The organism is Bradyrhizobium sp. NDS-1 (genome assembly GCF_032918005.1).
Taxonomy (GTDB): domain Bacteria; phylum Pseudomonadota; class Alphaproteobacteria; order Rhizobiales; family Xanthobacteraceae; genus Bradyrhizobium; species Bradyrhizobium tunisiense.
The window spans coordinates 1,192,982-1,219,026 of sequence record NZ_CP136628.1; the positions used below are offsets into that span (position 1 = coordinate 1,192,982).

The 26,045-nt window shown below is 66.0% G+C and carries 23 protein-coding genes; 7 read left to right on the forward strand and 16 right to left on the reverse strand.

Annotated features, from left to right (window positions below; translation table 11 throughout):
• Window positions 1-141 precede the first annotated feature (141 nt).
• Window positions 142-1,425, forward strand: a complete 1,284-nt coding sequence (gene purD / locus RX330_RS05610) for a phosphoribosylamine--glycine ligase (protein WP_317242334.1) — start codon at window positions 142-144, stop codon at window positions 1,423-1,425.
• Window positions 1,426-1,612: 187 nt separating this feature from the next.
• Window positions 1,613-2,515: an alpha/beta fold hydrolase gene (locus tag RX330_RS05615; protein WP_317242335.1), complete on the forward strand. Its 903-nt coding sequence runs from the start codon at window positions 1,613-1,615 to the stop codon at window positions 2,513-2,515.
• Here the strand turns inward: RX330_RS05615 and RX330_RS05620 are convergent.
• A complete protein-coding gene (locus tag RX330_RS05620) occupies window positions 2,512-2,970 on the reverse strand; it encodes a nucleoside deaminase (RefSeq protein ID WP_317242336.1) in 459 nt (152 codons plus the stop codon). The genes RX330_RS05615 and RX330_RS05620 overlap by 4 nt on opposite strands.
• Window positions 2,971-3,089: 119 nt before the next feature.
• On the opposite strand from RX330_RS05620, the gene RX330_RS05625 reads away from it, so the two are divergent.
• Window positions 3,090-5,216: a pseudouridine synthase gene (locus RX330_RS05625; protein WP_317242337.1), complete on the forward strand. Its 2,127-nt coding sequence runs from the start codon at window positions 3,090-3,092 to the stop codon at window positions 5,214-5,216.
• A gap of 2 nt (window positions 5,217-5,218) precedes the next feature.
• Window positions 5,219-5,773, forward strand: coding sequence for a 16S rRNA (guanine(966)-N(2))-methyltransferase RsmD (gene rsmD / locus RX330_RS05630; RefSeq protein ID WP_317242338.1), 555 nt, complete (start codon window positions 5,219-5,221; stop codon window positions 5,771-5,773).
• A gap of 69 nt (window positions 5,774-5,842) precedes the next feature.
• Here the strand turns inward: rsmD and mutL are convergent, their stop codons facing one another.
• The gene (gene mutL, locus RX330_RS05635; protein WP_317242339.1) at window positions 5,843-7,657 is read right to left on the reverse strand and encodes a DNA mismatch repair endonuclease MutL; all 1,815 of its coding nucleotides are present in this window, start codon (window positions 7,655-7,657) and stop codon (window positions 5,843-5,845) included.
• 252 nt (window positions 7,658-7,909) lie between these two features.
• Between mutL and RX330_RS05640 the strand changes: the two genes are divergently transcribed.
• The gene (locus RX330_RS05640) at window positions 7,910-8,227 is read left to right on the forward strand and encodes a ribbon-helix-helix domain-containing protein (RefSeq protein WP_212080226.1); all 318 of its coding nucleotides are present in this window, start codon (window positions 7,910-7,912) and stop codon (window positions 8,225-8,227) included.
• 84 nt (window positions 8,228-8,311) lie between these two features.
• Here RX330_RS05640 and RX330_RS05645 read toward each other — a convergent pair whose 3' ends face one another.
• The 4 genes from RX330_RS05645 to RX330_RS05660 are packed head-to-tail and all read right to left on the reverse strand — an operon-like array spanning window position 8,312 to window position 11,277.
• Window positions 8,312-9,880: a GMC family oxidoreductase gene (locus RX330_RS05645; RefSeq protein WP_317242340.1), complete on the reverse strand. Its 1,569-nt coding sequence runs from the start codon at window positions 9,878-9,880 to the stop codon at window positions 8,312-8,314.
• A 30-nt stretch (window positions 9,881-9,910) separates the two neighbouring features.
• On the reverse strand, window positions 9,911-10,459 hold the full coding sequence (locus RX330_RS05650; RefSeq protein WP_317242341.1) for a gluconate 2-dehydrogenase subunit 3 family protein: 549 nt from the start codon (window positions 10,457-10,459) through the stop codon (window positions 9,911-9,913).
• Between the two features lie 35 nt (window positions 10,460-10,494).
• Window positions 10,495-10,890, reverse strand: a complete 396-nt coding sequence (locus RX330_RS05655; protein ID WP_317242343.1) for a VOC family protein — start codon at window positions 10,888-10,890, stop codon at window positions 10,495-10,497.
• Window positions 10,891-11,277: a c-type cytochrome gene (locus RX330_RS05660; RefSeq protein WP_317243847.1), complete on the reverse strand. Its 387-nt coding sequence runs from the start codon at window positions 11,275-11,277 to the stop codon at window positions 10,891-10,893.
• Between the two features lie 311 nt (window positions 11,278-11,588).
• Here RX330_RS05660 and RX330_RS05665 point away from each other — a divergent pair, with 311 nt between their 5' ends.
• Window positions 11,589-11,894 carry a hypothetical protein gene (locus RX330_RS05665; protein WP_317242344.1) on the forward strand — a complete coding sequence of 102 codons (306 nt, stop codon included), beginning with the start codon at window positions 11,589-11,591 and terminating at the stop codon, window positions 11,892-11,894.
• A 162-nt stretch (window positions 11,895-12,056) separates the two neighbouring features.
• Here the strand turns inward: RX330_RS05665 and arfB are convergent, their stop codons facing one another.
• The 7 genes from arfB to RX330_RS05700 all read right to left on the reverse strand — a co-directional run bounded on the left by arfB (window position 12,057) and on the right by RX330_RS05700 (window position 21,056).
• Entirely contained in the window at window positions 12,057-12,473 is a 417-nt protein-coding gene (gene arfB / locus RX330_RS05670; RefSeq protein WP_317243848.1) for an alternative ribosome rescue aminoacyl-tRNA hydrolase ArfB, read from the reverse strand.
• Between the two features lie 125 nt (window positions 12,474-12,598).
• Window positions 12,599-14,047 carry a M16 family metallopeptidase gene (locus RX330_RS05675; protein WP_317242345.1) on the reverse strand — a complete coding sequence of 483 codons (1,449 nt, stop codon included), beginning with the start codon at window positions 14,045-14,047 and terminating at the stop codon, window positions 12,599-12,601.
• Window positions 13,966-15,357, reverse strand: a complete 1,392-nt coding sequence (locus tag RX330_RS05680) for a M16 family metallopeptidase (RefSeq protein ID WP_212080240.1) — start codon at window positions 15,355-15,357, stop codon at window positions 13,966-13,968. The genes RX330_RS05675 and RX330_RS05680 overlap by 82 nt, the downstream gene beginning before the upstream one ends.
• Before the next feature lie 190 nt (window positions 15,358-15,547).
• Entirely contained in the window at window positions 15,548-16,273 is a 726-nt protein-coding gene (locus RX330_RS05685) for a hypothetical protein (protein WP_212080241.1), read from the reverse strand.
• A gap of 96 nt (window positions 16,274-16,369) precedes the next feature.
• On the reverse strand, window positions 16,370-16,864 hold the full coding sequence (gene lspA, locus RX330_RS05690; RefSeq protein ID WP_212080242.1) for a signal peptidase II: 495 nt from the start codon (window positions 16,862-16,864) through the stop codon (window positions 16,370-16,372).
• Window positions 16,865-16,872: 8 nt separating this feature from the next.
• Entirely contained in the window at window positions 16,873-19,881 is a 3,009-nt protein-coding gene (ileS, locus tag RX330_RS05695) for an isoleucine--tRNA ligase (protein ID WP_317242346.1), read from the reverse strand.
• Between the two features lie 203 nt (window positions 19,882-20,084).
• Window positions 20,085-21,056, reverse strand: coding sequence for a bifunctional riboflavin kinase/FAD synthetase (locus RX330_RS05700; protein WP_317242347.1), 972 nt, complete (start codon window positions 21,054-21,056; stop codon window positions 20,085-20,087).
• A 229-nt stretch (window positions 21,057-21,285) separates the two neighbouring features.
• Here RX330_RS05700 and RX330_RS05705 point away from each other — a divergent pair, with 229 nt between their 5' ends.
• Entirely contained in the window at window positions 21,286-21,681 is a 396-nt protein-coding gene (locus RX330_RS05705; RefSeq protein ID WP_008567674.1) for a response regulator, read from the forward strand.
• Between the two features lie 162 nt (window positions 21,682-21,843).
• On the opposite strand, the gene RX330_RS05710 is transcribed toward RX330_RS05705, so the two are convergent.
• The 3 genes from RX330_RS05710 to RX330_RS05720 form a co-directional block, all read right to left on the reverse strand.
• On the reverse strand, window positions 21,844-22,698 hold the full coding sequence (locus tag RX330_RS05710; protein ID WP_212080245.1) for a TIGR01459 family HAD-type hydrolase: 855 nt from the start codon (window positions 22,696-22,698) through the stop codon (window positions 21,844-21,846).
• 15 nt (window positions 22,699-22,713) lie between these two features.
• Window positions 22,714-24,219: an EAL domain-containing protein gene (locus tag RX330_RS05715; RefSeq protein ID WP_317242348.1), complete on the reverse strand. Its 1,506-nt coding sequence runs from the start codon at window positions 24,217-24,219 to the stop codon at window positions 22,714-22,716.
• Between the two features lie 144 nt (window positions 24,220-24,363).
• Complete coding sequence (locus tag RX330_RS05720) at window positions 24,364-25,926, reverse strand: winged helix-turn-helix domain-containing protein (protein ID WP_317242349.1); 1,563 nt, start codon at window positions 25,924-25,926, stop codon at window positions 24,364-24,366.
• Between the last annotated feature and the right edge of the window lie 119 nt (window positions 25,927-26,045).

Here is a 26,045-nt window from a genome sequence, read left to right on the forward strand (position 1 = left end):
CTTCAAATTGGAGCCCGTCCTCGCCATCAGGTCCTAGGGTGACAGTGCTGGAATGCCGGGGAGTCCGCCCCCACCCCCTTCACACCCGCCCCGATTCGTGCGACCTCCGCCCCCAGCAAACCCCTCATCCTTGAGCCCTCGATGCACATTCTCCTCCTCGGTTCCGGCGGCCGCGAACATGCTCTGGCGTGGAAGATCGCGGCGTCCCCCCTAGTGACCAAATTCTGGTGCGCGCCCGGCAATGCTGGGATCGCGAAGGAGGCGGAATGCGTAGGCCTCGATGTCGCCGACCATGCGGCGGTGATCGAGTTCTGCAAGACCAACAAGGTCGATCTCGTGGTGGTCGGGCCGGAGACGCCGCTGGCGGCGGGCATCGTCGATGACCTCACCGCCGCCGGCATCAAGGCGTTCGGGCCGAGCAAGGTGGCGGCGCAGCTGGAAAGCTCCAAGGGGTTCACCAAGGCGCTGTGCACCGAGTTCGGCATTCCCACCGGCGCCTATGAGCGATTCACCAACGCCAAGGACGCGCGCGACTACGTCAATAGCCAGGGCGCGCCGATCGTCGTGAAGGCGGACGGGCTCGCCGCCGGCAAGGGCGTCGTCGTCGCCAAGACCGTGCGCGAGGCGGAGGACGCCATCGCCATGATGTTCGAGGGCGCCTTCGGCGAGGCCGGCGCCGAGGTCGTGATCGAGGAATTTCTGCCGGGCCGCGAGATCAGCTTCTTCGCGCTGTGCGACGGCGAGACCGCCATTCCATTGGCCTCCGCGCAGGACCACAAGCGCGTGTTCGACCACGATGTCGGCCCGAACACCGGCGGCATGGGCGCCTATTCCCCGACGCCGCTGGTGACGCCCGCCATCCACGACGCGATCATGGCCAAGATCATTCTGCCGACGGTCGCGGGCATGAAGCAGCGCGGCACGCCGTTCCGCGGCATCCTCTATGCCGGGATCATGCTGACGACGCAGGGCCCAAAGCTGTTCGAGTTCAACGTCCGCTTCGGCGACCCTGAATGCCAGGTGCTGATGCTGCGCATGATGAGCGACATCGTGCCGGCGCTGCTCGCCGCCTGCGACGGGCAGCTGAAGAATTTCGACCTGCGCTGGCACAAGGAAACCGCGCTCACCGTGGTGATGGCCGCACAAGGCTATCCCGGCGACTATCAGAAGGGCACGCGCATCGAGGGGCTCGACGACGCGGCGAAGGTCGATACTGTCGAGATCTTCCACGCCGGCACGGTGGCGAAGGACGGCGCGATCCTCGCCAATGGCGGCCGCGTGCTCAATGTCTGCGCGCTGGGCGCGACCGTGACGCAGGCGCAGGCCCGCGCCTACCAGGCCGTCGACCGCATCCGCTGGCCGGAAGGCTTCTGCCGCCGTGACATCGGCTGGCAGGCGGTGGAGGCGGAGAAGGCCAGAAGCTGACAAGACCAGGAGCTGACAAGACCATGAGCTGACAGGCTTTTTTGCTCCCGCGCGTCATTTCGGCCGCGCCCGTCGGCACTCCAAAAAAACGCAGGCAGGGCTTGAACTTAGCTACTGTGCATGGGGTTGTTTTCGCACTTTTGGGGTCGAGGGCCGGCCCCGGCTGACCCAACAAGGATGCAACAAGATGTCCGATCTCGCCGACCTCTATCCGGGCTTTGCCTCCGAATGGATCGATACCTCGTTCGGCCGCATCTTCGCCCGCGTCGGCGGCAAGGGGCCGCCGCTGCTGCTCCTGCACGGCTTCTCCGAGACCAACGTGATGTGGCACCGCGTGGCGCCAGAGCTCGCCGACGCCTTCACGCTGATCATCGCCGATCTTCCCGGCTATGGCTGGTCCGACATGCCCGAGAGCGACGCGCTGCACATCCCCTACAGCAAGCGCGCGATGGCCAAGGCGATGGTGGAGGTGATGGAGCGCCTCGGCCACGTCCACTTCGCGCTGGCCGGCCACGACCGCGGCGGCCGCGTCTCCTATCGCCTCGCGCTCGACCATCCGGGCCGGCTGTCGAAGCTCGCCGTGCTCGATATCCTGCCGACCTATAATTACTGGGAGCGGATGAACCGCGCCTACGCGCTCAAGATCTATCACTGGACCTTCCTGGCGCAGCCCTATCCGCTGCCGGAGACGCTGATCTCAGGGCAGGGCGAGTTCTTCCTGCGCTTCAAGATGGCGAGCCAGACCAAGTCGAGGACGCTGGACGCGATCGACGCGCGCGCGCTCGAGCATTACATAGCCCCGTTCCGCGATCCCGCCCGGATCCATGCGATGTGCGAGGATTATCGCGCCGGCGCCTATTTCGACTACGACCTCGACAAGGCCGATTTCGAAGCTGGCAAGAAGATCACCATTCCCATGCTGGCGCTGTGGGGCAATGCCGGCATCGCGCAAGCCGCGGCGACGCCACTCGACACGTGGCGGCAATGGGCGACGAACGTGGTCGGCATGCCCGTGGATTCCGGCCACTTCCTCACCGAGGAGAATCCGGACGACACCGCGCGCGCGCTGCGCGAGTTCTTCGCGGACTAGCGCCGCTCCCGAAAGAACTCCCGCAGCAGCCGCGCCGCCTCGCTCTCGCCGACGCCGGAATAGACATCCGGCGCGTGATGGCAGGTCGGCGAGGCGAAGAACCGCACGCCGGACTCGACCGCGCCGCCCTTGGGATCGGCCGCGCCGTAATACAGGCGCCTGACCCTCGCAAAGGAGATGGCGCCCGCACACATGGTGCAGGGCTCCAGCGTCACGTAGAGGTCGCAGTCCACGAGGCGCTCGCTGCCGATCTTTTTCGCGGCCTCGCGCAGGGCGACGAGTTCGGCATGGGCGGTCGGGTCATGGTCGGTCAGCGTCCGGTTGGCGGCGGTGGCGATGACCTCGTGATCGCGGACCACCACGCATCCGATCGGAACTTCGCCCGATTTTCCGGCATTTTCGGCCGCCCGAAGCGCCAAATCCATGAAAGAAGGGGCTTTCATGCCTCGTATCATCGCCAGAAACCTGCTAGTAGCTGCGCCTTCAGCAGAAGTGCTTACCGAATTTGCCTGAGCGTGCGGCTCTGAATGAGCGCGCACAATGCTTTCCGGCTATCCCCTGAGTGAGATTATTCATGCCTCGCGACAGCGACAAAGACAACGATTCCCGCGGCCGGCGAGGCCCTCCCAAGGGATCGCCCAAGGGACCACCGAAGGGCCGGTCCGGCAAGCCGCGTGGCCCCGAGAAGAAATTCGCCAAGCGCGGCCCCGAGGGCAGGAGCGACGCCCGTCCGCCTCGTGGCGACCGCGACAGCCGCCCGCCTCGCGCTGATCGTGGCGACCGTCCGTTCCGCCGCCGCGAGGAGGGCGATGCCCCGCGCCGCGACTTCAGCGACCGTCCGAAATTCAAGCGCGACGACCGCGGTGGTGAGGGGCGCGGCGAGCGCAGCTTCAAGCCGCGTGGCGACCGTCCCTTCAAGCCGCGTGAAGACCGTCCGTTCTCCGATCGCTCCTCGCGCGACGGCGAGAAGCGGCCCTTCAAGCCGCGTAGTGATCGCCCGTCTTTTGGCCGTGACGATCGTCCGCCGCGTCGGGATCGCGATGAGTCCCGCCCCGCCGGCCGGAGCAGCGATCGCAAGTTTGGCGACAAGAAGCCCTACGCGTCGCGTGGCGATCGTCCCGAGCGCAAGTTCGACGGCGAGCGGAAGTTTTCGCGTGGCGGTCCCGATCGCGAACGCGACCGGGGGGATCGCGGGCCCCGCGAGGATCGTGGCGAGCGCAGCTTCAAGCCGCGCGGCGACCGTCCGAATTTCGACCGCGGTGATCGCGCGCCGCGCGGCGATCGCCCGGAGCGCAAGTTCGACGGCGAGCGAAAGTTTTCTCGTGGCGCACCGGAACGCGACCGTGGGGATCGCGGGCCGCGCAAGGATTTTGGCGGTCGTGACCGCGGCGAGGACAAGCCCTGGCAGAAGCGCGACGACCGTCGCGATGGTGGCCGCGGCGAAGATCGTCCGCGCTTTTCGCGCTCGCGCGACGACCGTCCGTCGGGTGATCGTCCGTTCCGTGACCGTCCGAAATTCGATCGTCCGCGCGAGCGATCGGAAGGCCGTTCCGACTGGCACGAGCATCCGCGCAGCGAAGGCCGTTTCGGCGATCGCCCGCGCCGTGAAAACGAGGACGACAGCAGGATCTTCGAGAAGCGTCCGGCCTTCGGCGGCCGCGGCGCCTATCGCCAGCGCGACCGCGATTTCGAGGGGCGGCCCCGTCGCGAAGAGGCGCCGAAGCCGAAGAAGGCCGGCGAGCGCATCGCCAAGGCGTTGGCGCGTGCGGGGCTTGCCTCGCGCCGCGACGCCGAGGAGATGGTCACGCAGGGCCGCGTCAGCGTCAACGGTCGGGTCATCAACTCGCCCGCGCTCGACATCACCAAGAACGACGTGGTCCTGGTCGACGGCAAGCCGTTGCCGGAGCGAGAGCGCACACGCCTGTTCCTCTATCACAAGCCGCGCGGGCTGATGACCACGCATGACGACCCCGAGGGGCGTCCGACCGTGTTCGACAATCTGCCGGAAGGCCTGCCGCGGCTGATCAGCGTCGGCCGGCTCGACTTCAACACCGAGGGCCTCTTGCTGCTCACCAATGACGGCGGGCTCGCGCGCACGCTCGAGCTGCCCGACACCGGCTGGCTGCGCCGCTACCGCGTTCGCGCTCATGGCGACGTCACCCAGGCGCAGCTCGACGAGCTCAAGAATGGCATCGAGGTCGAGGGCGTCAAATACGGCCCGATCGAAGCGACGCTGGAGCGCGACCAGGGCGCCAATGTCTGGCTGGTATTTGCCATCCGCGAAGGCAAGAACCGCGAGGTGCGCAACGTCTGCGCCCATCTCGGGCTCGAGGTGAACCGGCTGATCCGCGTCTCCTATGGTCCGTTCCAGCTCGGCGAAGTCCCCGAAGGCCAGGTCGAGGAGATCAAGTCGCGGGTGCTGCGCGACCAGCTCGGCGACAAGGTGATCGAGAAGTCCGGGGCGCAGTTCGACGTGCCGCAGAAGTCCGCTTCGAGCGACGACGATGCGCCGCGTGAGAAGAAGCCCGTCAGCAAGCGCGGCGTGATCAACGACCGCAAGGGCCGCCGCGTGCTGGTGCAGCGCACCGGGAGCGAGGAGGCGCGCGAGCGCAACGAGGAAGAGGCCAGCGGCTACGGCCCGCCGCGCCGTCCCAAGCGCGGCTATCACGGCAAGCGCGATCTGATGCCGCGGGAGGACTGACGTTGCGCGTCGTCGGCGGTCGCTTGAAGGGGCGCAATCTCGCCTCGCCGTCCTCGCGCGACATCCGCCCGACGGCGGACCGCTTGCGCGAGTCCGTGTTCAATATCCTCGCGCACGCCTATGACGATCCGATTTCCGACGCGCGCGTGCTCGATCTCTTCGCCGGCACCGGCGCTCTCGGCATCGAAGCATCCTCGCGCGGCGCGAAGTTCGTGCTGTTCGTCGACAATGGTGCGGAGGCGCGTGCGCTGCTGCGCAACAATGTCGAGACGCTGGGCTTGGGTGGCGTCACCAAGGTCTATCGCCGCGATGCCACCGATCTCGGGCCTGCGCATCCGGTCGAGCCGTTTTCGCTGGTGTTTCTCGATCCGCCCTACGGCAGGGGCCTTGCGGAGAAGGCGTTGGCCTCCCTGCGCGACGGCGGCTGGCTGACGCCGGGCGCGCTGCTGGTAGTGGAAGAGGCCAAGGCCGCGCAGTTCGTGACGCCGGAGGGATACGAGGAATTGGAGCGCCGGGCGTATGACGATACGGAGTTCGTGTTTTTGAAGAGGCCGTAGGGCCGTGCTGCCGTAGGGTGGGCAAAGGCGCGAAGAGCGCGCTTTCGGCCACCCTACCGGAACGTCGGCTCACCGCCGCCCGAACAGCTTCTCCACATCGCTCAGCTTCAGCTCGACATAAGTCGGCCGGCCGTGATTGCACTGGCCGGAGTTCGGGGTGTCCTCCATCTCGCGGAGCAGGGCGTTCATCTCCTCGGGCCGCAAGCGGCGGCCGGCGCGCACCGAGCCGTGGCAGGCCATGGTGGCCGCGACGTGCATCAGGCGGCGCTCCAGCGGCAGTGCCTCGTCCCATTCGGCCATGTGCTCGGAGAGATCGCGCAGGAGCCCGCCGGCATTGGTCTTGCCGAGCAGCGACGGTGTCTCGCGCACCGCGACTGCGCCGGGGCCGAAGGATTCGATGGCGAGGCCGAACGAAGCCAACTCCTCGCTGCGATCCAGGAGGCGCTCCACCGTCGCTTCGTCCATCTCGACGATCTCGGGAATGAGGAGGATTTGCCGCTGCACGCCGTTCGCGGCCAGCGAGGCCTTCAGCCGCTCATAGACGATGCGCTCGTGCGCGGCATGCTGGTCGACGATGATGAGGCCGTCGCGGGTCTGCGAGACGATGTAGGTCTCGTGGATCTGCGTCCGCGCCGCGCCGAGCGGGCGGTCGACGAGGTCAGCCACGGGCTGCGTCTCGAACCGCACGTCAGCGCTGGGCGCCCCGACGTCGAAGGCGGCTTGCGCGCGCTCGGTGAAGGCAGGCGCCGCGGTGCCTTCGAAGGACGGCATCGGCGCGACCGGGGCGGACGGCGAGGCGCGCCAGTCCCAGCTGGCCGGACGCTGTGGCGTGAAGGCGGGGCGGAAAGCGGACAGCGCGCTCTCGCCGCTGTTGGCGGCGGTGCGGCGGCCCTCGCGTGCGAGCGCCTCCTTCAATCCGTGCACGATCAGCGCGCGCACGAGGCCGGCATTGCGGAAGCGCACCTCGGTCTTGGCCGGATGCACGTTGGCGTCGACCTCGCGCGGATCGAGCGTAACGAACAGCGCCAGCACCGGGTGGCGGTCGCGCGGCAGATAGTCGGAATAGGCCGCGCGCACGGCTCCCAGGATCAGCTTGTCGCGCACCGGCCGGCCGTTGACGAAGAGATATTGCCCGAGTGCGTTGGCTTTGGTCAGCGCGGGCGCCGCGGCATAGCCGGCGACGACGATGCCCTCGCGCTCGGCGTGGACCTCGATGGCGTGGCTGCGGAATTCCGCGCCCAGGATGTCGCCGAGCCGGGTCAGCCGTCCCGCCGCGCCGGGCAGCGCTGCGGCCCAGGTCACCGGCGCGCGCTCCTCGCCGGCGAGGGTGAAGGCGATATCGGGCCGCGCCATCGCGAGGCGCCGGACCACCTCGCGGATCGCTTCGGCCTCGGTGCGGTCGGTCTTCAGGAATTTCAGCCGTGCCGGTGTCGCATAGAAGAGGTCATTGACCTCGACCCGCGTCCCATGCGCCAGCGCCGCCGGCATGATCTCGGATTTCTCGCCGCCCTCGACCGAGAGCGCCCAGGCATGGGACTCGCTGGCATGGCGGGTCGTGATCGCCAGCCGCGCCACCGAGCCGATCGAGGGCAGCGCCTCGCCGCGGAACCCGAGGGTGCGGATCTGGAGCAAATCCTCGTCGTCGAGTTTCGACGTGGCGTGACGCTCGACCGCAAGCGCGAGATCTTTCGCGGTCATGCCGCCGCCGTCGTCGGTAATGCCGATCCGCCGCCGCCCGCCACCATCGGTGAAGACGTCGATCCGGCTCGCGCCGGCATCGATCGCGTTCTCGACCAGTTCCTTGACCACGCTCGCCGGGCGCTCGACCACCTCGCCGGCGGCGATGCGGTTGACGACCTGTTCTGGCAATTGGCGGACGGGCATGAGGCTCTGACTTGGGCTTACGATCGGGATTCGCGGACAGCGCTATTCTAGGCCGTGTTGCGTCAAAAGCATGTGTTGGGCAACAGTGGTGTGAGGGCCTGGGGAAGAAGGCTCCCTATCACATTGAAGACATTGGGCGTTCGAGAAAAACGCGCGGTGCAGATGGACCGCCCTTTCGCCGTGGTCGAGATTGTGAGCCGCCGGGCAGCGGTGTAGCATCGTGAAAAAACGGCAACAGGACGGGAGGACGCCATGTGCCATCTCTTCGCGCATCAGCCCCAACGCGATTACGAGTCCCAGACCCGGTCTTTGCGGATCGACGGCCATTGCACCTCGATCCGGCTGGAAATGGCGTTCTGGGACACGCTGGAGGAGATCGCGGCCAAGGAGGGCATGAGCCTCGGCAAGTTCCTGACGACGCTCTACAACGAGGTGCTCGACCATCACGGCGAGGTCAATAATTTCGCCTCGTTGCTGCGTTGCTCGTGCTTGATCTATCGATCAAGGAGCATGGCGCCGGTGCAGGATTTCAAGGCCTCGGTGGCGCCCATCCTCGACGCGGCCGAGTAGCTGCGCCACCCTCGATGTCGTCCCGGCGAAAGCCGGGATACGCAATCTCGCCTCAATGCGTCTCGGCGATCGATGACGCCTACCCTAGATCTCCTTCTTCTGCATCGCGCCCGCGATGTAGTCCGCCTGCCGCATCGCGAGCGCGACGATCGTCAGCGTCGGGTTGCAGGCGGCGCCGCTGGTGAATTGGCTGCCGTCCGAGACGAACAGGTTCTTGACGTCGTGGCTCTGTCCGAACCTGTTGACCACGCCGTCTCGCGGCTTCTCGCTCATCCGGTTGGTGCCGAGATTGTGGGTGCTCGGATAGGGCGGCGTCGGATAGGTTACGGTGGCGCCGACGGCGTCGTAGACCGCGGCGCCCTGCTTGTAGGCGTGCGCGCGCATCGCGATATCGTTGGGATGGTCGTCGAAATGGACGCTCGCGACCGGCTGTCCGAACTTATCCTTGACGACAGGATCGAGCGTGATCCGGTTGGTCTCCTGCGGCATGTCCTCGCCGACCAGCCACATGCCGGCCATCCTGGGATAGCCGTCGAGCGCTGACGTGAACGGACGGCCCCAGGCGCCCGGGTTGAGGAAGGCCGCCATGAACGGCAAGCCGATCGACAGCGTCTCCATCTCGTAGCCGCCGACGAAGCCGCGCTTGGGGTTGTTGGCGGCCTCGTCGCGGATGATGCCGGCCATGGTGGTGCCGCGATACATGTGCACCGATTTCTCGAACACGGCGTAGACGCTGCCCGTCATGTGCCGCATGTAGTTGCGGCCGACCTGGCCCGATGAGTTGCCAAGGCCGTCGGGGAACATGGTCGAGGCGCTGTTGAGCAGCAGCCGTGGACTCTCGATCGAGTTGCCGGCGACCGCGACGATGCGTGCTTTCTGGCGCTGCATCGCGCCTGCAGCGTCGGCATAGACGACGCCGGTCACCTTGCCGCCGGCATCATGCTCGATCTTGACCGCCATGCTGCCGGGGCGGACCTCGAGATTTCCAGTCGCCTCCCCCTTGGGGATCTCGGTGTAGAGGGTCGACCATTTCGCGCCGGATTTGCAGCCCTGGAAGCAGAAGCCGATCTGCTGGCAGGCGCCGCGCCCGTCGCGCGGCTGGCTGTTGATGGCCATGTTGCCGGTGTGCACGGTCTTGTAGCCGAGCTTCTTCGCGCCGGCTTCGAGCACCTTGAAGTTATTGTTGCCGGGAAGCCCGGGAATGCCGTTGGTGCGGGTCACGCCCATCTTGTTCTCGGCCTTGGCGTACCACGGCTCCATCTCCGCAAGCGTGACCGGCCAGTCCAGGAGATTGGCGCCGGGAAGGTTGCCGTAGGTGCTCTTGACCCTGAACTCGTGCTCGTCGAAACGCAGCGAAGCGCCGGCCCAATGGGTCGTCGAGCCGCCGACCGCCTTGACGATCCAGGCGGGAAGGCCGGAAAAATCCTTGGCGACGCGCCAAGTCCCCGACGTGGTGCGGGCATCGGTCCAGGCGAGCTGGGAAAAACTCTCCCACTCGTCGTTGACGAAGTCGTGGTTCTCGATGCGAGGACCCGCTTCGAGGATGGCCACCTTGACGCCCTTCTGCGCGAGTTCGTTGCCCAGCGTGCCGCCGCCGGCACCGGAGCCGACGATCACCACAACGCTGGAATCGTTCAGATCGAATTTTGCCATATGCGTTCTCCTGAACCGTTGGGGTGGGTCTCAAGCCTTCGGCAGCCAGTCGATGTCGGCGAAGCCACGGTTGATGTAGCCGCCGTGCTCGGCCGACGATCCCTCGTAGCCGAACCGCGGCCAGACCTCTTTCTGATTGTAGAGCGAGACGATGAGATCGCCGCGGACCTTCTGGAAGAAGTCGCTCTGCTCGATTTCCTTCAGCAGCACGACCCGGTCGGCTTCCCAGGGCACTGCGGCGTAGGCCACCTTGTGGCGGTCCCGCGCGTTCTGATCGAGCCGCGTGATGCCGTCGCTGATCAGCGACTTGACGGCGGGATCCTTGGCCGCCTTGCCGTCCCACGGCTTGATTGCGGTGATGTAGTAGCTGTCACCGAGAACGTCGTGCGGATAGATGTCGCGCGCGACCTTCAGCAGCGTCTTCATCGTGGCGGGCGAGAGCGCGCTCGCTTCATCGGCCCACGCATCTTCGATGCTGATGGCGACGCTTGTCGCGACTGCAACGACCGGCACTGCGGTTGCGGCGCCCTTGAGAAAAACACGGCGGCTGTGCTTGCTTCGGCGATCGACTTCTCTCATGGCATTCCTCCGTCAATTTTGATTTCATGATTGAATCAGTTGAAACGTCCGCCCCGCTGGATCACCTCGATCTTGTAGCCGTCGGGATCACTGACGAAGAAGAAGCGCGCCAGCGTCCTGCCGTCGTGCTTGAAGTCGCGCAAGGGCCCCGGTGCGAGCTTCTCGCGCTCGAAGCGCGCATGCTCGGCCTCGAGATCCTCCACCACCACGGCGAGATGACCGTAGCCGTCGCCGAGCGCGTACGGCTCCTTGCGATCGAAATTCACGGTCAGCTCCACCTCAAACGACGAGGAGGGATGACGCAGATAGATCAGGGCAAAGTCGGAAAACTTCAGATGGTCGGTGACCTCCAGGCCGAAGGCGCGCCTGTAGAAGTCGAGCGAGCGCGCCTCGTCGATCACGCGGATCATGGAATGAACGGGCTTTGCCATTCAGTTCTGCTCCTTCAGGTAGGTGATGATCGCAGCGCGCGTTTCCGGCTTCGCCTGCCGGTAGACCATGGTCACGCCCGGGATGACTCCTTGCGGATTGGTCAGCCAGGCGTCGAGCTTCGTCTCGTCCCAGGCGAAGTCCGCCTTTGCGAGGCTCTCCGAATAGCGAAAGCCCTCGACCTTGCCGGCAGGCCGGCCCACGATCTTGACCAGCGGCGGACCTTGCCGCACCGGTTCTGACAGGCTCGTGGTGTGGCACACCGCGCATTGCTGCTTGAAGAGTGTCCCGCCATCCGGAGGCTTTGCGGCAGGCAAGGGCATCTGCGCATCGGCAACCCGCACCACCAGCACCATCGCGGTGCACAATCCCAGCACGACTGCGCGCATCGCCAAGAGCTCGCCCATCCAACATCGACATCAGCCTGTGCAAACTCTAGGCGGCGTCAGATGGACGGTGGTAGTAGCGGGCTGTTTTGCCGCGAGCGGAGACGCTCGCGTCGTGTGGGTGTTCCGCGCTGCCATATATGCGGAGCACAATTCCGCGAAACCGCCGTCAAATCCCTAAACGTTCACCACACCATGCGCATTGCATGACGATTGCGCCGCTTGATTTCTTTACGCGATGCGATGGGTCGGCGCAGGCAAGCGGCGTCGGGAACGGCCGAGCCATTCATCGCGAAACAATCCAGGAGAAATGGATGAAGTTGGTGAAGTCCTCGATGATCGCATGCGCTCTGTCGGCTCTCGTTGCCGCGCCTGCTCTCGCTCAAAGCGCGCCCCCCACCGCAAAGCCCGGCGGCACCGTGCAGAGCAAACCCATGCAAGGCAGCACGATGGGCAGCGGCGATGAGGAGATGAACGCTCAGCCGGGCGCGGCGGGCGAGAAGACCGGCATGAAGTCGACCAAGGGCAGCAAAGGCACGGGCACCACGGGCAGCGCCGCGCACAGGGGAACGGCCGACGATTCCACGACGGGCGGTGCAGCTCCGTCCAAGCGTTACTAATCCCGCCGGGAGAACGGCAAGACTCCGGCCGCCTGTCGGCCGGAGTCCTTCGGCTGCGTCTGCCCAAGCGCGATGCGATCAGGATGAATCGTCATCGCGCTTTGGGTTGTTATTGAACATGATCTTTTTGAAGAACCGCTGCGCACTTTTCCGGATCATGCTTTAGTCGTCGAAGCGACCGCCGCGTCCGGCCTTGACGTCGCCGCGGCGCTTCTTGCCGTCGAGCCGGCGCTGCTTGGAGGCAAAAGTCGGCCGCGTGGCGCGGCGGGGCTTCGGCCGGATCATCGCCTCGGACAGGATCTCGACGAGCCGGTCGATGGCATCCTGCCGGTTGCGCTCCTGGGTCCGAAAGCGCTGGGCGTGGATCACGATCACGCCGTCCTTGGTCATGCGCTGGCCGGCGATGCGGGCGAGCCGGATCGCGGCGTCCTCCGGCAGGGTCAGCCTGCGTGTATCGAAGCGCAACTGGGCCGAGGTCGAGACCTTGTTGACATTCTGCCCGCCCGGGCCGGAGGCGCGGACAAAGCCGATCTCGATGTCGTCCTCGTCGATGACGAGATCGCGGGATATCCGCAGCATGATGGCACCATTCGTGATGTCCGGACATATCGTGGACATTCACTTTCGGCAATGGCGCATCCCCGGAAACGCAAATGGCCGGGCGAGCCCGGCCATTTCAGGAAGACGTACCGAACCTGCGGCCGTCAGTTCGACTTCGTCGCCGGTGCTGTCGCCGGCTGCGCCGCGGCCTGCGGGGCGCGGCCGACGACGACAGTCAGCAGCCCCTGGCCCCACAGGCGCCTGGCGGCGGCTTTGGCGTCGTCCAGCGTCACGGCGTCGATGACGGCGTTGCGCTTCTCGATATAGTCGATCGGCAGCTTGTCCTGTTGGTACTGCAGCAGGGCCTGCGCCAGCTTGGAGGAGGTGTCGAGCGCCAGCATCTGCGAGCCCTTCAGGTAGGACTTGGCCTCGTCGAGTTCCTTCTGGGTCGGGCCTTCCTCGGCGATCCGGCGCACCTCCTTTTCGATGGCATCGATGGTGTCGCCGGCGCGGTCGGCGCGCGTGCCGGTGTTGCCGATGAAGAGCGCCGAATGCTCCATCCAGAGCAGCGCTTCGTACACGGAATAGGCGAGGCCTCGCTTTTCGCGGACCTCGCGATAGAGCCGGGAGGACAATCCACCACCGCCGAGGATGTGGTTGACGACATAGGCTGCCATGAAATTGGGATCGTTGCGCTTCACCCCGGGGCCGCCGAACGTGATCACGGTCTGCGGCACGTCGAGAGTCACGAAGGCACGCTGCGGCGGCTTTGCGGCCTCGACGTCGGGGACGGGTGTGAGATTGGCCTTGGCGGGCAGGCTGCCGAAGGTGTGGTCGAGCAGCTTGCCGAGCGTGGCCGGATCGACGTCGCCGACGACCGCGATCTTCAGCCCATCCTTGGCGAGCACGCGGCCCACATAGTCCTTCATGTCGGCGACCGTGATGGTCGGCACGCTGTCGAGGTTGCCGTTGCTCTGCCGGCTATAGGGATGATCGCCGAAGGCGACCTCCAGGAATTTGCGGCTCGCCAGCGATGTCGGGTTTGTGGTCTCGCGGCGCAGGCCCGAGATGACCTGCGAGCGGATGCGCTCGACATCGGCGGGGTCGAAATGCGGCGAGGTCAGCGCGCCCCTGAGCAGGTCGAAAGCCTCGTCCTTGTTGTCGCGCAGCATACGCAGGCTGCCGCGGAAGGTATCGCGGTTGGCGCTGAACGAGAGCTCGATGGCGCGGCGGTCGAGCCGCTCGTGGAACGTCTTGGAATCGAGATCGCCGGAGCCTTCGTCGAGAAGATCGCCGACCAGATTGGCAACGCCCGATTTGTCCTTGGGATCCTGGGCCGAGCCGCCGGCGAAGGAATATTCCATGGCGATCAGCGGCACGGTTGCGTCCTGCACGAACCAGGCCTCGATGCCGCCCGGCGAGACCAGGCGCTGGATCTTTGCGGCTGCATGCGACGGCGAGACCGCAGCGAATGCGAGGGCCGCGCCGGCGACGAAGGACAGCGCGAAATGACGCGCCCGAAGGGGATAGGTCACGAACGCTTCTCCTCGCGCTTGGCCGTGGTGGTGTCCTTGATCAGATAGCCCGTCACCGAGCGCTTCTTCTCGAGCCATTTCTGCGCGGCCGCGCGAACCTGCTCGGCGGTGACCGCGCGGATGCGGTCCGGCCAGCTCCTGATGTCCTCGATCGACAGGCCCGTGGTCAGTGCGCCGCCATACCAGCGCGCCAGCACCGCCTGGTTGTCCTGGGCATAGATCGCTTCCGCAATGAGCTGGGTCTTCACGCGTTCCAGATCCTCGGCGCGGATGGGGTTCTGCGCCACATTGGCGATGACGCCGTCGACCGCCTGCTCGACCTCGGCGAAGCTGACGCCGGGCTTCGGCGCGGCCGAGATCGCGAACTGCGTCGGGTCGAGCGAGATGCTCGAATAGCTGGCGTTGGCGGAGACCGCGAGCGGCTTGTCGACCACGAGCGCGCGGTACAGATAGGAATTGCTGCCGCTGCCCATCAACTGCGCCAGCACGTCGAGGGCGGCGCTCTCACCGGCCGCAGCCGTGGTCGCGGAGGGCACGAGGTAATAGCGCCGCATGCTCGGCTGCTCGACGCGCGGGTCGGCCAGCGTGACGGTGCGCGGCGCGGCCGGCTCGGGCTCCTGCGGACGAACGCGCCGTGCGGGAATTGCGGGCTGCGCCGGGATGGAGCCGAAATTGCGCTCGACCAGCGGGCGGATCTCGGCGGCGTCGACGTCGCCGGCGATCACCAGGATCGCGTTGTTCGGTGCGTAGAAGCGGCGGTAGAAGGCGAGCGCGTCCTCGCGATCCAGCTTCTCGATCTCCTGATGCCAGCCGATCACCGGCCGGCCGTAGGGATGATTGAGATAGAGCGCGGCCATGATCTGCTCATTCAGCCGCGCGTCCGGGTTGTTGGCGACGCGCATATTGTATTCTTCGAGCACCACGTCGCGCTCGGGCAGCACGTTCTCGTCCTTGAGGATGAGGCCGGTCATGCGGTCGGCCTCGAACTCCATCATGGTCGGCAGCTGCTCTTTCGGCACGCGCTGGTAATAGTTGGTGTAGTCGACCGAGGTCGAGGCGTTCTCGTTGCCGCCGACGCGGAGCACGGTCTGGGAGAATTCACCGGCCGGGTGCTTCGAGGTGCCCTTGAACATCAAATGCTCGAGGAAGTGGGCGAGGCCGGACTTGCCCGGCGTCTCGTCGGCCGAGCCGACCTTGTACCAGATCATCTCCGTGACCACGGGCGTGCGGCGATCCGGGATCACCACGACCTGCATGCCATTGCCGAGCGTGAAGCTGGCGGGCGGAGCCGATGTGACGGTGGTCTGGGCAAGGGCCGCGCCTGACGTCAGGACACTGGTCGAAAGCAGCGCGGCAAGGAGGCAGGCAGCCGATCGTTTTGCGGACATCATGATCCCTAGTGAAAGGCCGAGGTCCGGATGTCGGGCTCGGAGGCACGGCATCGTACACCGTGCGGCTGAGGCTTCGCGTCACGAAGCAGAGAACGCATCAACTCGGGAGCCGAGCCAGCAGCCGAAGCCGCACAAGGGCCGGCAGCCAGCTCCCAGCCCGCCGAAACGCCGGGGCGAAGCAGGAGCCCTATTGCTCCTTCTCCTTGCCGGATAGGACGTCGAAATAGGTTCGCTTCGAATTATCCGGCCCGGAGCCGTAGGCGTAGTTCGACGACGGCGTTTGATATCCCGGCGGCGGCTCTACCAGCGATTGGCGTGGCGGCTCCGCTGTGAACTGCTTTGATTCGGGATCGTTCCCCTTGAACAGCTTCCACAGGCCGCCGGTGTATCCGAGTTGGGCGGGGCTGAGCGTCGGATTAGCGGGGTTACTGCCCGGCTGGGCCGGCTCATTGCTCTGGCGGGACGGCGCGGCCGTCCTGGTGGCGTTCATCTCGCTCGGCGAGAGCGGCCGGCCTGCTTGCCAGCTTTCGGTCGGCTTGTTCGCTTTCTTCCGCGCGGCGATAGCTTCCTTGCGGCGCCTCTCGTCGGGATCTTTCGGCCAGTTGGGTGCGACTGCGGCCTCCGTCGCGGCCGGCGGCGGCAGGTCGAGCTTCGGGGGCACGACCAGCGGCGAACGCTCGCGGTACTCGATGCCGGGCTTCTCCATGCTCTTGGCGCCGAGGCCGGACATCAGATTGTCGATGAGCTTCTCTTCGAAGGTCATGTCGTCGTCCTCGTCGTCGTCACCGGCGCGGGCGGCGCCGGTCGACATGACGAGACCAATGCCGAGCGCGACAGCGGACAATTTCAACGCCCGCCAGAACCCCGATTGGGGGTCTCGAACCATCGAACCGCTGGTCTTCGAGCTGCGCATTACTGTACCTGTTCCATATTGTGGCAGATCGCCGCTCAAACGCGGCCCAACCCTCGCAAAAGCCGGGTTCCACCTGCCGGTCCGTATCGGCCGGGATCAGGGCGCTTTTGCGGCGGGTACCCCCAGGAAGGAATCATACAATAGCGCCGCCACCCCAGCAACGATCGCCACGTCCGCGAGGTTAAACACATACCAATTATAGGTATTTCCGCCGATCTCGATGTGGAACAGGGCGAAATCGACGACGGCGCCATAGGCCAGGCGGTCGATGCCGTTGCCGATGGCGCCGCCGATGATCAGGCCGAGCGCGATGGTGGCGAGGAGGGTGTGCGAGCGGGCCATCCAGATCGCCAGCGCGACCACGGCGAGGACCTTGACCGCCATCAGCGCGAGCTGCGCCGCCTGGCTGTCGTGCTGGAGCCAGCCGAAGCTGATGCCGATATTCCAGGCCAGCACCAGGTCGAAGAACGGCGTCACCTTCACCACGCCGCGACGGGCGAGGTCGAAGACGTTCAGCAGCCAGAGCTTTGAGGCCTGGTCGGCCACGAGCGTGATCACGGCCGCGAAGATGCCGGCGCCGAGCGGGGACATGGCGGGGATCAGACCGTCACTCCCAACGCCTTCCATTCGCGCAGCGCCTTCGCATCGCGCGGGGTGACGTCGGGGTATTCAGCGTCGTCGCCGACCATCGCGGAGATCTTCCAGGAGCGGGCGCATTTGGTGCCGACCGCCTTCTCCACCACGACCGCGACGCCGGGCACGGCATCGAGACGGAACGCAGCCGCCGGCGCCTCGCCCTCACGCACCTCGTAATTCGAGGTGATGCAGATCTCGGCGAGATCCGCATCGAACAGCGTGGCGAGCATGTCGCGGTCGGCGACATAGATCACCGGCGAGGCCTCCAGCGAAGAGCCGATATTCTTGGCGGCGCGTTCGAGCTCGAGCGCGCCGGTGACGACGCGGCGGACGTTGCGGATCGTCTCCCACTTCGCGGCGAGCTTGTCGTCGCGCAAGTCTTCGAGATCGGTCGGGAACAGCGTCAGGTGCACGGAGGGCTCGGCGTTCGGCCGGAACATGCGCCAGCCTTCCTCTGCGGTGAAGCTGAGGATCGGTGCCAGCCATTTCAGGACCGAGGCGCACAACAGGTCGATCGTCGTCAGCGCCGCCTTGCGCGTCGGCGACGACGGCGGATCGCAATAGAGCGTGTCCTTGCGGATGTCGAAATAGAACGCCGACAGCTCGCTGTTCAGGAAAGCGGACAGGATCGCGACCACGGTCTTGAAGTCGAACTCCCGATAGGCCTTGCCGATGGCGGCGGCGCGGATTGCGAGCTCGTGCAGCATCAGCCGTTCGAGCTCCGGCATCTCGGCGGGCGCGACCGCGTCGGCCGGCTTGTAATGATGCAGCGTGCCGAGCATCCAGCGCACGGTGTTGCGCAGCTTGCGATAGGTCTCAACCGTGTTCTTCAGGATCTCGGGGCCGATGCGCTGGTCGTCGGTGTAGTCGGCTGACGCCACCCAGAGCCGAAGGATATCGGCGCCGGACTCCTTGATGACCGCCTGCGGCTCGATGGTATTGCCGAGCGACTTCGACATCTTGCGGCCGTCCTCGGCCTGGGTGAAGCCGTGGGTCAGCACGATGTCGTAAGGCGCGCGGCCGCGGGTTCCGCAGCTCTCCAGCAGCGAGGAGTGGAACCAGCCGCGATGCTGGTCCGAGCCTTCGAGGTACATCACCGTGTCGGTGCCGCCGTCGACCTTGCGCTTGATGCCGGCGAGGCCAGGAAACTGCACGGGGTCTTCGAGCACGAAAGCGTGCGTCGAGCCGGAATCGAACCAGACGTCGAGGATGTCGTCGACCTTCTGCCAGTCCTCGCTCGCGCGGGATCCCAGGAAGCGCTCGCGGGCGCCCTTTGCGTACCAGGCGTCGGCGCCTTCCTTCTCGAAGGCGTCGCCAATGCGGCTGTTGACGGCCTCGTCCTGGAGGATTTCGGCGGAGCCGTCGCTCTTCTCGCGCACGAACACGGCGATCGGCACGCCCCAGGCGCGCTGGCGCGAGATCACCCAGTCGGGGCGCGCCTCGATCATGCCGTTGATGCGGTTCTCGCCCGACGGCGGCACCCATTGCGTCACCGAGATCGCGTGCAGCGCGCGGGCGCGCAGCGTGTCGCCGCTCTTCGCCTTGCCGCCCTGCGCGACGTCCTTGTCCATCGCGATGAACCATTGCGGCGTGTTGCGGAAGATCACCGGCTTCTTGGAGCGCCAGGAGTGCGGATATTGGTGCTTGAGCCGGCCGCGCGCGATCAGCATGCCGCGTTCGACGAGCGCCTTGATCACGGCCTCGTTGGCGTCGCCCTTCTCGCCCTTGTCGTTGATGACGCGCTTGCCGGTAAAGCCCGGCGCATGATCGGTGTAGGCGCCGTTCTCGTCGACAGTATAGGGGATCGCCGTGGTGATGCCGCGCGCTTCGAGATCGCGCGCCTGTGCCATCCAGACATCGAAGTCCTCGCGGCCATGGCCGGGCGCGGTGTGCACGAATCCGGTGCCGGTGTCGTCGGTGACGTGATCGCCAGCCAGCAGCGGCACGATGAAGTCATAACCGCCGGCGATGCCCTTGAGCGGATGCGCACATTCCACCGCATCCAGCGTATCGCCGGGGATGTCGCGCACCTTCTCATAGGACGTGACGCGCGCCTGCTTGAACACATCCGCGGCCAGTGCGTCGGCCAGGATCAGGAGATCGCCGGTCTTCGTCCAATTGTCCGCGGGCGCGTCCGTCACCTTGTAGAGGCCGTAGGCGATCTTCGGCGAGAACGAGATGGCGCGGTTGCCCGGCAGCGTCCAGGGCGTGGTGGTCCAGATCACGACGCTCGCGGAGGCGAGCGCGCCATGCGCGGGCGACGTGATGGGGAATTTCACCCACACCGTATCGGAGGTGTGGTCCTCGTACTCGACCTCGGCCTCGGCGAGCGCCGTTTTCTCGACCACGCTCCACATCACCGGCTTGGAGCCGCGATACAGCGTGCCGTTGGCGGCGAACTTCATCAGCTCGCGCGCGATCTGGGCTTCCGCCGGATAGCTCATGGTGGCGTAGGGATGATCCCAGTCGCCGATGACGCCGAGACGCTTGAACTCCTCGCGCTGCACGCCGAGCCAATGCGTGGCGTAGGCGCGGCATTCCTTGCGGAAATCGATCATCGCGGCACTGTCGCGGAAGTCGGGCTTCTGCTTGCCCTTCTTGCGATAGTGCTCTTCCTCGACCTTCCACTCGATCGGCAGGCCGTGGCAGTCCCAGCCCGGCACGTAGTTGGAATCGAAGCCGAGCATCTGCTGGCTCTTGGTGACGAGGTCCTTCAGGATCTTGTTCAGCGCCGTGCCGATATGAATGTTGCCGTTGGCATAGGGCGGGCCGTCGTGCAGCACGAACTTGGCGCGGCCCTTCGCAGCTTGACGCAGCTTCTCGTAGAGGCCGATCTCGTACCAGCGCTTGAGGATCTCCGGCTCGCGCTGCGGCAGGCCGGCGCGCATCGGGAATTCGGTCTGCGGCAGGAACAGGGTCTTGGAATAGTCTTTGGCTTCGGACTTTTGGGACTTCTGCGGCTTTTCGGACATGAGGCTGACTGGCTCGGAAGGGCGCGGGAACGAATGGCGATGCGGAATCGCGGGGTGAAACGACAAAATCCCGGTCTTGCGCCGAGCCGAAAGCTCAGGCGGAAGCCGGGCCGCTAATCCCTATGATGCGCCGCGCAAACATGGGCACTCCATAGCAGGGGGCCAAGGGAAGCGCAAAGGTTCGGGCAGACCGGGTTCGGCCCTCAATCGATCACGCCCAGCCGCGGAAACGCGTCCGGGGCGGCGGCCAGGATGGCGCGGGCGCGGGCGGAATCGTCGTCCATCTGGCGGATCAGGGCGTCCAGGCTGTCGAATTTCAGCTCCTCGCGGATGAAGCCGATGAAGGCACAGTCCAGCGCCTGCCCGTAGAGGTCGCCCTTGAAGTCGAACAGGAAGATTTCGAGCAGGGGAGCGCCATTGTCGAAGGTCGGACGGCGGCCGAAGCTCGCCACCCCGTCCAGCCGTTCAGGTCCGCGGCCAACCCGCACCGCATAGATGCCGTGCTTCAGGCCGCAATTGGCGTCCAGGCGGATGTTGGCGGTGGGATAGCCGAGGTCGCGGCCGCGCTTCTCGCCGTGGATGACCTCGCCGGTGATGAACCAGGGGGCGCCCAGCATGGTGGTCGCCTCATCCAACTGGCCCTCGGCGAGCGCGATCCGGATCGCACTGGAGGACACCGGCCGCTCGTCGATATCGACATGCGGCTGCACGTCGACCTCGATGCCGAGCCGGGGCGCCTCGTTGACCAGCAGGCTCGGCGAGCCGACGCGTCCTTTGCCGAAATGGAAGTCGTAGCCGACGGCGATGCCGCTGACCCCGAGCCGCCCGATCAGGTCATGGTGAATGAAATCTTGCGCGCTGGTTCCGGCGCGTGCCTTGTCGAAGGTCATGACCACGGCGCCGGCAAGCCCCGTGCCGGCCAGAAGCCGCAGCTTGGCCGGCTCGTCCGTCAGACGGAATTGCGGGGTGTTGGGGCTGAAGAACCGCCGTGGATGGGGCTCGAAGGTCAGCGCCAGCGCAGGGCGGCCCTGCGCCCGGCCCATTTCCAGGGCCGCTGCGATCACGGCGCGGTGGCCGAGATGAACGCCGTCGAAATTGCCCATGGCGACCACGGCACCCCTTGGAATGGCGGAGTCCGGCGTGGTGTCGCGGATAACGGTAAAATGCGGAGCCATCAGGGGAATTCTCGAACCGGCGGGACCGGCCGGGACCGTGGCTTGAGCCGCCCGGCGAAGTCAAGCGGGAGGGGGCAACCGTATCGAATGCGATTTCAGTTCTTTGGGGGCGCCCCCAATTAACGCGCTGTTTAACGCCTTGGTGCTAGTCCTTGAGCGTGGAACTGCCGGGCTCCCGGCCTGGCAGGTCCGATCGTAATATTCCTGCGTATGCGTTGGGGGAGTCGAGATGGCGGTTGATTTGTCGATGCCGGTTCTGGTGGTGGATGACTACAGCACCATGATCCGTATCATCAGGAATCTGCTGAAGCAGCTTGGCTTCGAGAACATCGATGATGCCAGCGACGGCTCGGCAGCGCTGAACAAGATGCGCGGCAAGAAGTACGGGCTCGTGATCTCCGACTGGAACATGGAACCGATGACGGGCTACGACCTGCTGCGCGAAGTGCGCGCGGATCCGAACCTCGCCACCACGCCCTTCATCATGATCACGGCGGAATCCAAGACCGAGAACGTGATCGCGGCCAAGAAGGCCGGCGTGAACAACTACATCGTCAAGCCGTTCAACGCGGCGACGCTGAAGACCAAGATCGAGGCGGTCTTCCCGGACATGGCGAGCGCGTAAGCGCGCGCCTCTCCGGATCAACAATTCTCCATCGAGGTCGTCATGCCCGGGCTTGTCCCGGGCATCCACGTTCTTGATGCTAGAAGTAAGACGTGGATGGCCGGGACAAGCCCGGCCATGACGACGTCTGGGCTGACGCGCCCGCGCGGTCAACCGCAGCCATCACCACTTCAATTCGCGCATCAGCGCCTTCGGCGGGTGCCCGAACAACTCCGCCACCGAATTCGGGTCGAGCTGGTCGAGACCCTCGAACTCCTCGGCATGGATGCCGCGGGTGACGAACAGGCAGTCGATGCCGAATTCGCGCGCGCCGGTCAGGTCGGTACGGACGGAATCGCCGATCGCGAGCACCTTTTTTCGGTCGATCTGGTGGCCCTGGCGTTCGCCGGCGAGCGCCATCGCGCGCTCATAGATCGGGCGGTGCGGCTTGCCGTAGAAGATCACTTCGCCACCGAGCTCGCGATAGAGTTCCGCGATTGCGCCGGCGCAATAGATCAGCCGGTCGCCGCGTTCCACCACGATGTCGGGGTTGGCGCAGACCAGCGTCAGCTTTCGCTCGCGCGCCTTCAGCATCATACCGCGATAGTCTTCCGCCGTCTCGGTCTCGTCGTCATAAAGGCCGGTGCAGACGATGTAATCGGCTTCTTCCAGCGGCGCGGTCACGGCATCGAGGCCCCGATAGATCGAGTTGTCGCGCTCGGGGCCGAGCCAGAACATCTTGCGTCCGGGATGCTCGGCCACATAGAGCCGCGTCAGGTCGCCCGAAGACACGATCGCGTCATAGGTCTCGTCGGCGACGCCGAGCTTGCGCAATTGCCGCTGCACCGAGTCGGCCGGCCGCGGTGCGTTGGTGATCAGGATCACCGTACCGCCGCGGCTGCGATAGGTGTGCAGCGCCTCGCAGGCTTCGGGGAAGGATTCGAGGCCGTTATGGACGACGCCCCAGATGTCGCTGAGAACGACATCGACGCCGCCCACGAGCTCGCGCAGGCTTTCGGCGAAATGCAGCGTGGTCATGATGCGCGCGGCCGGTCAGATCCGGCGCGCGAGCGCCGCGTTGCCGCTGATGCGTTGTGCCGGAGCTGCGGCTGATGTCGTGCCAGATGTCGTGCCTTGGCTGGGGGGAGCGGAGCCATTGGATCCCTGAATGTCCTGCGCCTGGTTCGGCGCGGCCCCGCCGGTAGCAGATGCCCCCTCCGGCCGCAATGGCCGGGGCGGTGCGAACAGGAAGCCCTGGCCGAACCGCACGTCATAGTCGAGCAGGTCCACGACCGCGCGCTCGCCTTCGATCCTTTCGGCGATCAGGTCGATGCCGAAGCGGCCGAGTAGGTCGGAGAGGTCGGAGGGATGGATGTCCGAGGCCGAGGACTGCCTGGGGTCGAGCAGCAGCGTGGCCGGAACCTTGATGAAGCGGACCCCGCGGTCGGCCAGCTCGCGCGGCTCGATCCTCAGATCCGTGACATGGTCGATCGAGAAACGGAAGCCGCGCTGGGCGAGCGCTGCGAGATTCTCGGTCTCGGCCGGGCCGAGATTGCGGAATGTCGATTGCTTGAACTCCAGCACCAGCGAGGGCGCCAGCGCCCGGTTGGCTTCGAGGAAGTCGAGGCATTGCGCGAAGATGGTGGAATTGCCGAGCGTTGAAGCCGCGACATTGCAGAACACGCCGACGTCCTTGTTGCGCACCATCAGGCGTCGCAGCACCTGCACACAGCGCAGCATCACCATGTTGTCGATCCGCCCGATCAGCCCGGAGGCCTCCGCGATGCTGATGAACTCCTCGGCTGCGATCAACTGGTCGCGGTCGTCGCGCAGGCGCGTCACCGCCTCGTAGAACCGCACCTTGCGCTGCGGCAGCGTCACCATCGGCTGGAGGAAGATGTCGATGCGGTTCTCCTCGACGGCGTTGCGGAGCGTCGCCAGCAGCTGAGTCTGGTTGCGTCCGGAGGCCGTCTGAGACGGGTTGATGGTCTGGGGCTGGACCGCCGGCGCCGGCCGCGGATGCGCCAGCGGAGGCGGAGGTGCTGCGGGTAGCGGGGGAGGGGCAGCCGGGCGTTCGTCGAGCGGCGCCGCCAGATCGATGGGCGGCTCCGGCTCGGACCAGGCCGCCGGGGCGGCAGCCGGCGTCGGTGCGCCGCCGGCCAGCAAGTCCTCATGGGCCGACACGGTGGTTGCGAGCTGCTTGACCAAGCCGCCGAGTTCATTGATCTCGCCGACCACGGACTGGATGCGGTCGGAGTTGGTCGAATTGGACGAGGCGATGCGTCCCTCGATCGCAGCTAGCCGGCGGCCGAACTCGGCGACCTGGCGGGCGAGATCGGCGGTGCCACGCGACAGATCGGCGATCTGGCCGCCGACGTCGCTGCGGTCGCGCAGCCGCATCGACACTGCGTTGTAGAGGATCAGGAAGGTCAGCACGGTCAGCGCCACGATCGCCGATTCGGTTCCACTGATGCCGGCGACGGCGTAGAGCACAAGCCCGAGCGAGGCCGCGACCAGAACCATGCAGAAGGCGATGAAGATCGTCGAAATGCGAATCATGCCGCGCGTTACGCCTTTAAGAGCTGACTGCCTCCCCCGGGAAAATACGGGTCACGTCGCGATCCCGTCACGCCTCGTGCTCCCCCTAGGCCGCATGACCCTAACATCATTGTTGATTCGAGGGGATAGCGGCCTGGTCGCGGCTCATGTCAATCCCGCCCGGCGAAAGCCATCGATGTAGCGGTCACGGTCGCGGACAAGCTTGACCGGCATGAACTCGGCGAGCCAGGCGAGGGAGATGTTCGGCTGGGCACGGCGCAGCTCCCTCAGCGCCGCCTGGGCGAGATCCGTCTGCCCAGCCATGCCGGCAGCCGCCGTCAGCACCCGGTGCGCGCCGACGAAATCGCTGCGCTGGCGCAGGGCCTCCTGGGCGAGCCGGATCGCCTCCGCGTCATCGCCGCCGAGGAAGCGGGCATAAGCGGCGATGCCGTAATAGACGGGCGCATAGGGATCGCGCGGGCTGAGGCGGATCGCCCGTCGAGCGGCCTCGTCGGCGTCCTGCCAGCGGCCGCAATAGCCGAGCGCCAATCCATAATAGCCCTGCGCCAGGGCGAAATTCGGATTGAGCCGCAACGCGGTCTCGAATTCGGCCAGCGAATCCTCGAACCGGCGTGCAAACAAATTGACGTGCCCGAGCGCGTTGTGAGCCCAGGCATCCTCGTTGTCGGCACGGATCGCGGCTCGTGCGGCGCGTTCGGCGCCGGGGATCGCAGTGCTCATCTCCATCCAGCCCATATGGGCTGTGAACATGTAGCTGGTGCCGAGCAGTCCGAGCGCCTTGCCGTAGTTGGGGTCGAGCGCGATGGCCTTCTCGAGCAGTGCCTGCGCGACGACGTGATCCTGCCGTGTCACACGCCAGTAATGCGAAAGCGCGCGCATCACGAGATCCCAAGCGTCCATGCTGTCCGGCGGCTTGCGTTGGGCGCGATAGCTTTCCGCGGCATAGAGCTGCGGCTCGATCGCGGCGACGATGGCCTCGGTGATCTCGTCCTGCACGGCAAACACGTCGGCGAGCTCGCGATCGTAACGTTCCGCCCAGAGATGACTGCCGGTGGCGACGTCGTTAAGTTGCGCGGTGATGCGCACGCGATCACCGTCCTTGCGGACGCTGCCTTCGACGACATAGCGGACGCCGAGCTCCTCCGCGACCTCACGCAGATGAACCGCGCGGCCCTTGTAGATGAACGAGGAGTTGCGCGCGATCACGAAGAACCAGCGCAGCTTCGACAGAGCGGTAATGATGTCTTCGCTCATGCCGTCCGAGAAATACTCCTGCTCGGCCTCGCCGCTCATATTCACGAACGGCAGGACCGCGATGGCGGGCCGGTCGGGCAGCGGCAAGCCCGCCGGTGTTGCGGTGGCCGGCCGGCTCGCCACTGCCGGCGTCGCCGCCTCCGAGAGCTCGGTGACCTCGCCGACAAACCGGACGCCTTTTCGCGCGATGGTTCGGATCAGCCGCTGCTCCTCACCACTGTCGTCGACCGCGCGCCGCGCGGCGTTGATCCGGCTGGTGAGGGTTGATTCCGAGACGACGCGGCCGTTCCAGACCGCGTCGAGCAGATTGTCCCGCGTCGCCACGCGCTCGCGGTTACGAACGAGATAAAGCAGGAGATCAAACACCTGGGGCTCGAGCGCGATCAGCGCCTTCGCGCGGCGCAGTTCGCGCCGCTCGGCATCGAGCACGAAATCCTCGAAATGAAACGGCACGCCAGTCTCGGCTCCGGCTCGGAAATCAAGGTGATCTCAGCGTAAAATAACGCCGCTCTCAAGGCCAGCGCGTCGCGCACACCCTATCGTCCCGGCGTTTTCAAACCCTGGAGAATTGC

Bases quoted from the DNA above. Each gene is read 5' to 3' on its own strand.
- RX330_RS05675 (WP_317242345.1), bottom strand. From the start codon at position 14,047: ATGGCTCGAGAAGAAGCGCTCGGTGACGGGCTATCTGATCAAGGACAC.
- purD (WP_317242334.1), top strand. From the start codon at position 142: ATGCACATTCTCCTCCTCGGTTCCGGCGGCCGCGAACATGCTCTGGCG.
- RX330_RS05685 (WP_212080241.1), bottom strand. From the start codon at position 16,273: ATGCGCAGCTCGAAGACCAGCGGTTCGATGGTTCGAGACCCCCAATCG.
- mutL (WP_317242339.1), bottom strand. From the start codon at position 7,657: ATGCCCGTCCGCCAATTGCCAGAACAGGTCGTCAACCGCATCGCCGCC.
- RX330_RS05640 (WP_212080226.1), top strand. From the start codon at position 7,910: ATGTGCCATCTCTTCGCGCATCAGCCCCAACGCGATTACGAGTCCCAG.
- RX330_RS05645 (WP_317242340.1), bottom strand. From the start codon at position 9,880: ATGGCAAAATTCGATCTGAACGATTCCAGCGTTGTGGTGATCGTCGGC.
- RX330_RS05665 (WP_317242344.1), top strand. From the start codon at position 11,589: ATGAAGTTGGTGAAGTCCTCGATGATCGCATGCGCTCTGTCGGCTCTC.
- RX330_RS05705 (WP_008567674.1), top strand. From the start codon at position 21,286: ATGGCGGTTGATTTGTCGATGCCGGTTCTGGTGGTGGATGACTACAGC.
- RX330_RS05700 (WP_317242347.1), bottom strand. From the start codon at position 21,056: ATGGCTCCGCATTTTACCGTTATCCGCGACACCACGCCGGACTCCGCC.
- RX330_RS05620 (WP_317242336.1), bottom strand. From the start codon at position 2,970: ATGATACGAGGCATGAAAGCCCCTTCTTTCATGGATTTGGCGCTTCGG.
- ileS (WP_317242346.1), bottom strand. From the start codon at position 19,881: ATGTCCGAAAAGCCGCAGAAGTCCCAAAAGTCCGAAGCCAAAGACTAT.
- lspA (WP_212080242.1), bottom strand. From the start codon at position 16,864: ATGTCCCCGCTCGGCGCCGGCATCTTCGCGGCCGTGATCACGCTCGTG.
- RX330_RS05710 (WP_212080245.1), bottom strand. From the start codon at position 22,698: ATGACCACGCTGCATTTCGCCGAAAGCCTGCGCGAGCTCGTGGGCGGC.
- RX330_RS05625 (WP_317242337.1), top strand. From the start codon at position 3,090: ATGCCTCGCGACAGCGACAAAGACAACGATTCCCGCGGCCGGCGAGGC.
- RX330_RS05615 (WP_317242335.1), top strand. From the start codon at position 1,613: ATGTCCGATCTCGCCGACCTCTATCCGGGCTTTGCCTCCGAATGGATC.
- RX330_RS05680 (WP_212080240.1), bottom strand. From the start codon at position 15,357: ATGTCCGCAAAACGATCGGCTGCCTGCCTCCTTGCCGCGCTGCTTTCG.
- RX330_RS05655 (WP_317242343.1), bottom strand. From the start codon at position 10,890: ATGGCAAAGCCCGTTCATTCCATGATCCGCGTGATCGACGAGGCGCGC.
- RX330_RS05660 (WP_317243847.1), bottom strand. From the start codon at position 11,277: ATGCGCGCAGTCGTGCTGGGATTGTGCACCGCGATGGTGCTGGTGGTG.
- arfB (WP_317243848.1), bottom strand. From the start codon at position 12,473: ATGCTGCGGATATCCCGCGATCTCGTCATCGACGAGGACGACATCGAG.
- RX330_RS05715 (WP_317242348.1), bottom strand. From the start codon at position 24,219: ATGATTCGCATTTCGACGATCTTCATCGCCTTCTGCATGGTTCTGGTC.
- RX330_RS05650 (WP_317242341.1), bottom strand. From the start codon at position 10,459: ATGAGAGAAGTCGATCGCCGAAGCAAGCACAGCCGCCGTGTTTTTCTC.